Below are 7,548 nucleotides of genomic sequence, written 5' to 3' on the forward strand. Positions count from 1 at the left end.
AATACGGCCGTTTTTATTATTTTTCAAACCATGAGTTCAACAGCTTTTTCGGAATGAAGCACCGTGGTATCGAATACTTTTTTCAGTGTATCCCCCTGAGTGATAAGCATACCGATTTCGGTACAGCCTAATATTACCCCGTCGGCGTCGTGTTTTTCAACAATGTCCAAAAAGGCTTTTTTAGAAGAGTCTTTTACAATTCCTAAGCATAATTCGTTAAAAATAACCCCGTGTATAAATTCCCTTTCCTCTTCATCCGGAACACGTACCCGTATTGCCTCTTTTTGAAGGTAATTAACATAAAAACCGTCTTCCATGGTAAATTTCGTTCCCAAAAGCAAAACGTTTTTAACAGCGTGTTTTTTAATGTTTTCGACAACGACATCCCTTATATCGATTAAAGGCACTGTTACCGAATTCGCAACTTCATTCGCCACCTTATGCATTGTGTTTGTCGTAATCATAATAAAATCCGCACCTGCCCTTTCCAAAGAGATAGCAGCATTTGAAAGGATTTCGGCACTTCCCCTCCAGTCTCCTTTTTTCTGCTGCAGGGCTATTTCCTCAAAATCAACGCTGAAAAGAATGATTTTCCCGCTGTGAAGATTTCCGAGTTTTCTGTTTATTCCCTCGTTTATAAGTTTATAATACAAAGCGCTGCTCTCCCAGCTCATACCGCCGATAAGTCCGCAGGTTTTCATATAAGTCCCCTTAACTGATATGTAATATCCCCGGCTCCGAACCCTATAACAAGCCCTTTTTTTATCTCTTTAATAATTCCGTTTTTTTTATCGATTAACATAATAACATTACTCTCAGACTTCACACGCTCGGCAAACACCGGGTTATGTTTTGCGAAAAGTCCCGGAAAATCGATATCAACCGGCTCTTCACCGGCTTCCCATACAGGAAGTATCACAAGTTCGTCGGCTTCGTTGAAACATTCTATAAAAGCATCGAGGTTGTCTACCGTTCTGCTGTATTTGTGGGGCTGCCATATTGCGGTGACTTTGTCAATGCCGTTTAGTTCGGCAAAAATTCTGGCGCTGTGAAGGGTGGCTTCTATTTCCGTGGGATGATGTCCGTAATCGTCTATTAAAATAAAACCCTCACTTTTTTGAAGTATGTCAAATCTCTTTTTTATTCCCTGGTAATTTTTTATGTTTCGGCTGATTTCTTTCAAAGGCAAAAGCTCGTTTGCGGCTTCAATCGCCAAAATCGCATCAAGCACCAAATGCTCTCCGAAACCGTAAACCTCAAATTCGCAACCTTTATATTCAAATACGGTTTTCGGTTTGTTTTCTATTATTTCGTATCTTATGTTTTTAACATCTTTCACGGATACTTTTTTAACCGGAAAAGAAAGCTTTTTTATAAATTCGTCGTCTCCGTTTGCAACCCTGATTTGCGCTTTTTTCAAAAAAGTTTCGTAATGTCCGTAAAAACGCTCAAGGCTATGGTCGTAATATTCCATATGTTCGGGCTCTGTATTCGTAACCACCGATATAAAAGGATTCGAATCTATAAAACTGCCGTCACTTTCATCCGCTTCAAATACAAGATATCCGCTCCCGGTATATCTCATATTGCTTCCGAAATCCTTGCTTTCCGCCCCTATAATCGCATCAGTATCCGGAAGAACGGAAGCCAGAATCGCGGAAGTTGTGCTTTTTCCGTGGGCCCCGCAAACGGCAATAACCTTTTTGTCATTTACGACAAAAGGCAGAAATTCCCTTCTGCTGAGTGTCTTTATTCCCATTTTTTTAGCTTCTAAAAGTTCGGGGTTGTCAGGTTTCGCCACCGCAGTGTGAACCACTATGTCATGATCTTTTATGTTTTTTTCACTATGCGGTACGGTTACGGCTATGCCTTCTTTTTGCAAAAGCCTTGTAAGTTTGGTTTCGGTTATGTCACTTCCGCTTACTATATGGCCCTTTGCTTTCATATACCTCGCAAGGCCGCTTAAACCTATCCCGCCTATACCTACAAAATGGATTTTCAAGCGCTGAACTCCTCTTTAAATTTATCTTTGTATCTTACAACCAAATCATCTATTTTGTCATCGAATTCGGTAAAAAACATTTCTTTGTAAACCTTATCGCTTTTTACATATTTTTCAAAAAATTCATCAAGACTAAGACCTGCAAGCATTCCGATTACAAACATACTGAACATCTCTTTTAATTTTTTATCATCAACAAGATAAACCATATCATACCCCACGGCTTTTGCTTCGTCTATCGCCTGTTCGTCCCAAAGTTCGAGCATATATTCAAACATAGCCCTGATGGCTGCAGCTTCTTCCGGATCGTTTACGTCGAGGGTTTTTTCGTTTTCTATTTTTTCGTTTATAAGTTTAAACGTTTCTTCAAGTATTTTTCTGAAAACTTCGTTTATTTCGTCATCTTTGTTTTTATTAATTAATTCTTCCAAAACTTCATACTGTTTTGCTATACTCATAACAGCTCCTTTATTATTTTTAACGCTTTTTCGGTTTCTTCGGGGGAATATACGAGTGCTATTCTCACATACCCTTCACCCGCACCTACTCTGCCCATAAAACGACCGGGCATAATCTTTACACCCTTCTTCCACGCTTTTTTGGTAAATTCTATATCATCATCCACCTCAAGCCATATATAAAAAGTGGCTTTAGGTATTTCAACGTTCAAAATTTCTTTTGCTATTTCAAAATTTTTTCTGTATTCTTTTCTGAATTTCTCAACATGCAAATCTTCACTCCAGGCTTTCGCCGCGGCAAACTGCAAAGGAAGGGGCGACGCGCATCCCACATACGTCCTGAATTGAAGATAGTTTTTTAATATTCCGCCATCCCCGGCTATAAAACCGCTTCTAAGTCCCGGGGCCGAACTTCTTTTGGAAATCGAATTTATCGCAAGAATGTTTTTAAAATTTCTGTTTCCGGCTTTAACACAGGCCTGTAATATTGAGGCAGGTTTTTCATCAAAATAGAGCTCGCCGTAACATTCATCGCTTAATATTACAACGTCTTTTTTCAACGCATATTCGACCCATTCGCAAAGCTCGTCAAGACCCATTACACTTGCCGTAGGGTTATTGGGTGTGTTTAATATAATAAAATCCTCATCCCCGTCAAGCTGTGAAACAGTGTTTTTAAAGTTGTTTTCTTTTGTAAGAGGCATATATTTTATTTTACTTCCCGCGGCAATCGCCGCACCTTCGTATATCTGGTAAAAAGGATTCGGAAATGCGGTTTTTTTTGGTTTCAAAAAAAGCGGAAAGTTAAAAAGAACCTCCCTTGTCCCGAATGTCGGAAGAAGCTGTTCAGGTGAGAGTTCAACCTGATATCTTCTTTTAACGAAATCCCTCTGTGCCTTTTTCAAAATCTCTTCACCTGCGGTTTTGGGATATTTGTTTAAATATTTTGTATTTTTACAAAGTTCATTTTGTATAAATTCAGGGGTTTCGAACTGAGGCTCCCCTATTGTTAAAATATATCTTTTTTCAGTTTCAGGTTCGATATCTTTTAATAATTCGTTTAGTTTTTCAAAAGGATACTTTTCAAACATTTCACCCGTCCGCAAGTGCTAGTTCGATTTTAAATCCGCTTTGTGATAAGACTTTTACTTTTATTTTAGTCCCCTCGGCGAAATCGTTAAGCGTTCTGCCGTTCAGTTTGGATTTGTGAAGCAGTCCTTCGACACCGGGAACAAGCTCTACAAACATTCCGAAATCCGTAATTCTTTTAATTTCACCTTCGATTACGGTGCCTATTTCAAATTCGGGAATTTTAGGTTTATCGTCTTTACATATTACGTTTAATATATAATCTTTCGCGCCGTTTAGCGATTCGTGATCTTCCCCGTATATTTTTACTTTACCTGTATCTCTGTCAAGGTCTATCGTCACGCCGAATTTTGCGATGATCTCTTTTACCGTTTTACCAGCCGTTCCGATAATGTCGATTATTTTATCAGGCTCTACTTTAAAGCTTAAAGCCTTCGGAAGCACGGCTTCGTTGTATTTAATCTCTTTTGCCGCGTTTGCCATAAGTTCCAAAATATAAGCCCTCGCGTCTCTTGCCTGATAAAGGGCCTGTTTTAGAATATCAAGTGAAATCCCACCGAGTTTTATATCCATCTGCATAGCCGTAATCCCTTCAAACGTTCCGGCCACTTTAAAGTCCATATCCCCGTCGTGGTCTTCAAGTCCCATAATATCTGTAAGTATCGCGTATCTGTTTTCTTCGGTAATAAGCCCCATCGCAATTCCCGCAGCCATTTTCAACAGAGGAACTTTTGCTGCTTTCATAGCAAGTGAAGCTGCGCAAACGGTCGCCATTGACGATGAACCGTTGCTTTCTAAAATTTCGCTTACCACTCTTACCGTTTCGTCATATTCCGGATCCAAAAGCGGCTCAATAGCTCTTTTTGCAAGGTTTCCGTGTCCGAGCTCCCTTCTGCTCGGCGGTCCTAATCTTTCAGCCTCTCCCACGCTGAATGCCGGGAAGTTGTAATGTAGCATAAATTTTTCGAGTTTCTCCTCTTTGTCCGTCAGGTTTCCGTAAACCTGGGCGTCCATATCGCCTCCTCTTGTCGCAACCGCCAGGGCCTGGGTCTGCCCCCTTGTAAACAGACAGCTTCCGTGGGCTCTCGGAAGCAGGTTCGTTTCAATCGAAATAGGTCTTATTTCATCGAGTTTTCTGCCGTCAGCCCTGATTCCCTCATCTAAAATCATACTTCTTACGATTTCTCTTTTCACCTGTTTTACGGCTTTTAAGATATCTTCAAACTCTTCTTCTTTTTCAAGTGCGGATGCTATTTTTCTTGCAAACTGTTTAAGAAGATAATCCCTTTCGCTTTTGCTTAAATGTTTAATAATGTCTCTGAGTTCATTTGAATATTTGCTTCTGATAAGCTCAACGAATCCGCTTATATCGGCTTCTTTTCTCTCTTCAAATTCAACAGGCTCTTTTTTAAACGCTTTTAAGCCCTCCTCATAAGCCTCCGCCCCCTGTTTAATCGCTTTTTGAACTTCGGTTAAAATTTCCACAAGCTCGTCTTCTTTTATTTCATTAATTCTGTATTTAACAATACTGTTTTCAACGGGAACCCCGTCAAGCATAACATCTTCTACGGGAATAATTTCCACCTCTTCCTGTCCCTGAGATGCAAACTCTATCATTAAAAGCTCGTCTTTCGTGCCGGTAACAAACAGATTGAAATCACCGCTTTCAAGTTCGCTTAAAGAAGGGTTTATAATAAGTTTGCCGTCTTTTCTCGTGGCCCTTACTCCGTAAACCATTTTTGCAAACGGCAAATCGCTTAAATACATACAGGCCGCCGCCGCATTCATCGCCGCCGTTTGGAGATCACTCTCCTCATCCGCACTTAAAGCCATTACGGTCAGTACGGTATTGTATCCGTACTCTTTCGGAAAAAGCGGTCTGAGGCTTCTGTCCACTATTCTTGCGGTAAGCGTTTCAAAATCCCCGGGTTTTTGCTCCCTTTTTACAAACCCCGCAGGAATTCTGCCTACCGCATAAGCTTTTTCAACATACTGAACGACAAGAGGTACGAAATCCTCCTCAACCATTTCGTCCGGATTGTACGTCAACGTCGCAAGCATAACGGTGTTTCCGTCTTCAAACCACACCGAAGCGTTCGCCTGTTTCGCTATTTTATTCAAAACAAATTTCTGTTTTCTGTTATTAACGTTTAATTCTACAACACAACTCATTATTTCTCCTTAAAATAAAAATCTGTATCAACAAAATCTTCTATCTCATAAACAAAAAAAGTATTGTCCACCAGCTTTTCTATAACCCTGGCCGTCTCTTTTGCAATAACGGGGACTGCGACGTTTATACTCGCCGCTTTTTTGGATATGCAGCTTTTTATGGCGCATAAAAGAGTTAAACCCGTATTGGCACCTTCGTCTACTAATAGAACATTTCTATTGCGTAATGAAATTATACTCTCTCCACCGCGAAATTTATATATATTTTGTAAAATTTTTTCCTCATACACCCTTTCCGCCTCATTGAATATATAATCGTCCGTAATTTCAAACGCCTCAATCAGTTCGTTTATCAATATGTAATCTTTGGTTTCACTGATTGCGGCAAGTGACGTTTCTTTGTTTTCGGGCGACTTTATCTCTTCAATAAACAGAAAATCCCCTTCTAAAAGCCCCCCTCTCATTGCTATTTCCCTGGCATAATAATTCCCGTTTTCGCTTATGCTGATGACAAGCATATCGTCAACAGCCTTAATATCGAGAATGGAAAGCAGTTTTTCAAGCGCTTCTTGTCTGTCTTTAAACCTTTTCAATGTCACACCTTAAATTTTTTTAAAAATTCCTCCGGATACTGTCTTGTTATCTCATCTTCACTGAAAGAAAATTTATAATTTTTCGTATAATTTTTCAAAATTTCGTAAGCCCTGTTTATTTCCGTTATTTTACCGTTTTTTCCGCTTATATCGGGATGGTGCTTTTTTATAAGTTTTTTGTACTTTTTATTTATATCCTCAATACTGCTAAGAGGAGGGATTTCCAAAACCCCGCATGCCCATTTTATCTCTTCTATTTTAGAAATGATGACGCTCCTCCGCTTAAAATCGTTTTAAGATCGTTGTCTTTGAATTTAACTCCGAGCCCTAAGAAGAACTTTCTCGCATCCGTATTTAAAATGTTGTCTATCCCGCCGATAATTTGCAGGTGTTTAAGATACAGGTACGTCGCTTTCAAACTCAAATGGGGATTGGTTCCCCTTATGTCGTTTACCGCGTTGAAATCGTAAATTTCCGCACTCAGTTTGACTTTGTCCTTTTTTAAGAAATAATCAAGTCCGAGACCCCCGGTATTTTCAATAATGCCTCCCCTTAAAAGCAGATCGTCATACCTTTTTCCGTACTCAGCCGTTACGAAAACTTTATCCTCCTGGTGTTTGAGGTTAACGGTTGCGAGGTTTGAAAAGTCTTTGGCGCTCGTTACACCGAATATGTAATATTTGGTCGGCTGGGGAAGATAAGAAATGTAAGCCGACGTTTTAAAGTAATCGTCCCCGGTCATATAATTGCTGTGTATGTCAACAAGTATCTGGCTTTTGGTAAGAGAGCTTAAATAATCGTCGATTTTTTTAAAACTTTCCCCTCCGCTTTCAAAAAAGTCTTTGGCGCTTACAATAGCGTTGTTTATGTCTTTTTTATTGTCTTTTATAATGCTGTTGGCATTTTTCCCGAGTTTTATATATTCGTCTATAAGAACGTCGAGTTTTGCGTTGATAATCGTTCCGGTGGTGTTCAGTTCGTTCAGGACGGCCACCGTTTTGTCAAGGATGTCCGGCAGTTTTTTATTAAGGGTGACCCCGGCTTTTTTATATTCCGAAACAAGCGAGTTCGTATTGTTAAGCAGTACCGGAATTTTTTTATCCGTAGCATTTAAAATATGTTTTAACGTAAAAGAGGCGTCTTTTACGTTCTCAACCGTCAACTGTAAATTTTTTATCGTGTTTTCGTCAAGCGTGCTGTTTATTTTTTTAATCAAAACCCTGATATCGCTTAC

At 39.6% G+C, this 7,548-nt stretch carries 8 protein-coding genes; all 8 read right to left on the reverse strand.

Annotation, left to right across the window (positions count from 1 at the left end; all coding sequences use genetic code 11):
- Positions 1 to 23: 23 nt before the first annotated feature.
- Positions 24 to 701 (reverse strand): aspartate/glutamate racemase family protein, encoded by a 678-nt coding sequence (locus ACXJIE_RS02380; RefSeq protein ID WP_456479376.1) that lies wholly within the window; start codon positions 699 to 701, stop codon positions 24 to 26.
- Entirely contained in the window at positions 698 to 2,002 is a 1,305-nt protein-coding gene (gene murC, locus ACXJIE_RS02385) for a UDP-N-acetylmuramate--L-alanine ligase (RefSeq protein WP_456479377.1), read from the reverse strand. Before murC ends, ACXJIE_RS02380 begins: the two co-directional genes overlap by 4 nt.
- Positions 1,999 to 2,460: a hypothetical protein gene (locus ACXJIE_RS02390; RefSeq protein ID WP_456479378.1), complete on the reverse strand. Its 462-nt coding sequence runs from the start codon at positions 2,458 to 2,460 to the stop codon at positions 1,999 to 2,001. Before ACXJIE_RS02390 ends, murC begins: the two co-directional genes overlap by 4 nt.
- Complete coding sequence (locus tag ACXJIE_RS02395) at positions 2,457 to 3,551, reverse strand: succinyldiaminopimelate transaminase (RefSeq protein ID WP_456479379.1); 1,095 nt, start codon at positions 3,549 to 3,551, stop codon at positions 2,457 to 2,459. Before ACXJIE_RS02395 ends, ACXJIE_RS02390 begins: the two co-directional genes overlap by 4 nt.
- 1 nt (position 3,552) lies before the next feature.
- Complete coding sequence (locus tag ACXJIE_RS02400; protein ID WP_456479380.1) at positions 3,553 to 5,721, reverse strand: polyribonucleotide nucleotidyltransferase; 2,169 nt, start codon at positions 5,719 to 5,721, stop codon at positions 3,553 to 3,555.
- Positions 5,721 to 6,314 (reverse strand): phosphoribosyltransferase family protein, encoded by a 594-nt coding sequence (locus ACXJIE_RS02405; protein WP_456479381.1) that lies wholly within the window; start codon positions 6,312 to 6,314, stop codon positions 5,721 to 5,723. Before ACXJIE_RS02405 ends, ACXJIE_RS02400 begins: the two co-directional genes overlap by 1 nt.
- Positions 6,315 to 6,316: 2 nt before the next feature.
- On the reverse strand, positions 6,317 to 6,541 hold the full coding sequence (locus ACXJIE_RS02410) for a DnaJ domain-containing protein (protein ID WP_456479382.1): 225 nt from the start codon (positions 6,539 to 6,541) through the stop codon (positions 6,317 to 6,319).
- A gap of 26 nt (positions 6,542 to 6,567) precedes the next feature.
- Positions 6,568 to 7,548 (reverse strand): MlaD family protein (locus ACXJIE_RS02415; RefSeq protein ID WP_456479383.1); only part of this gene is annotated, 981 nt, incomplete at its 5' end.

This window comes from Nautilia sp. (assembly GCF_053994455.1).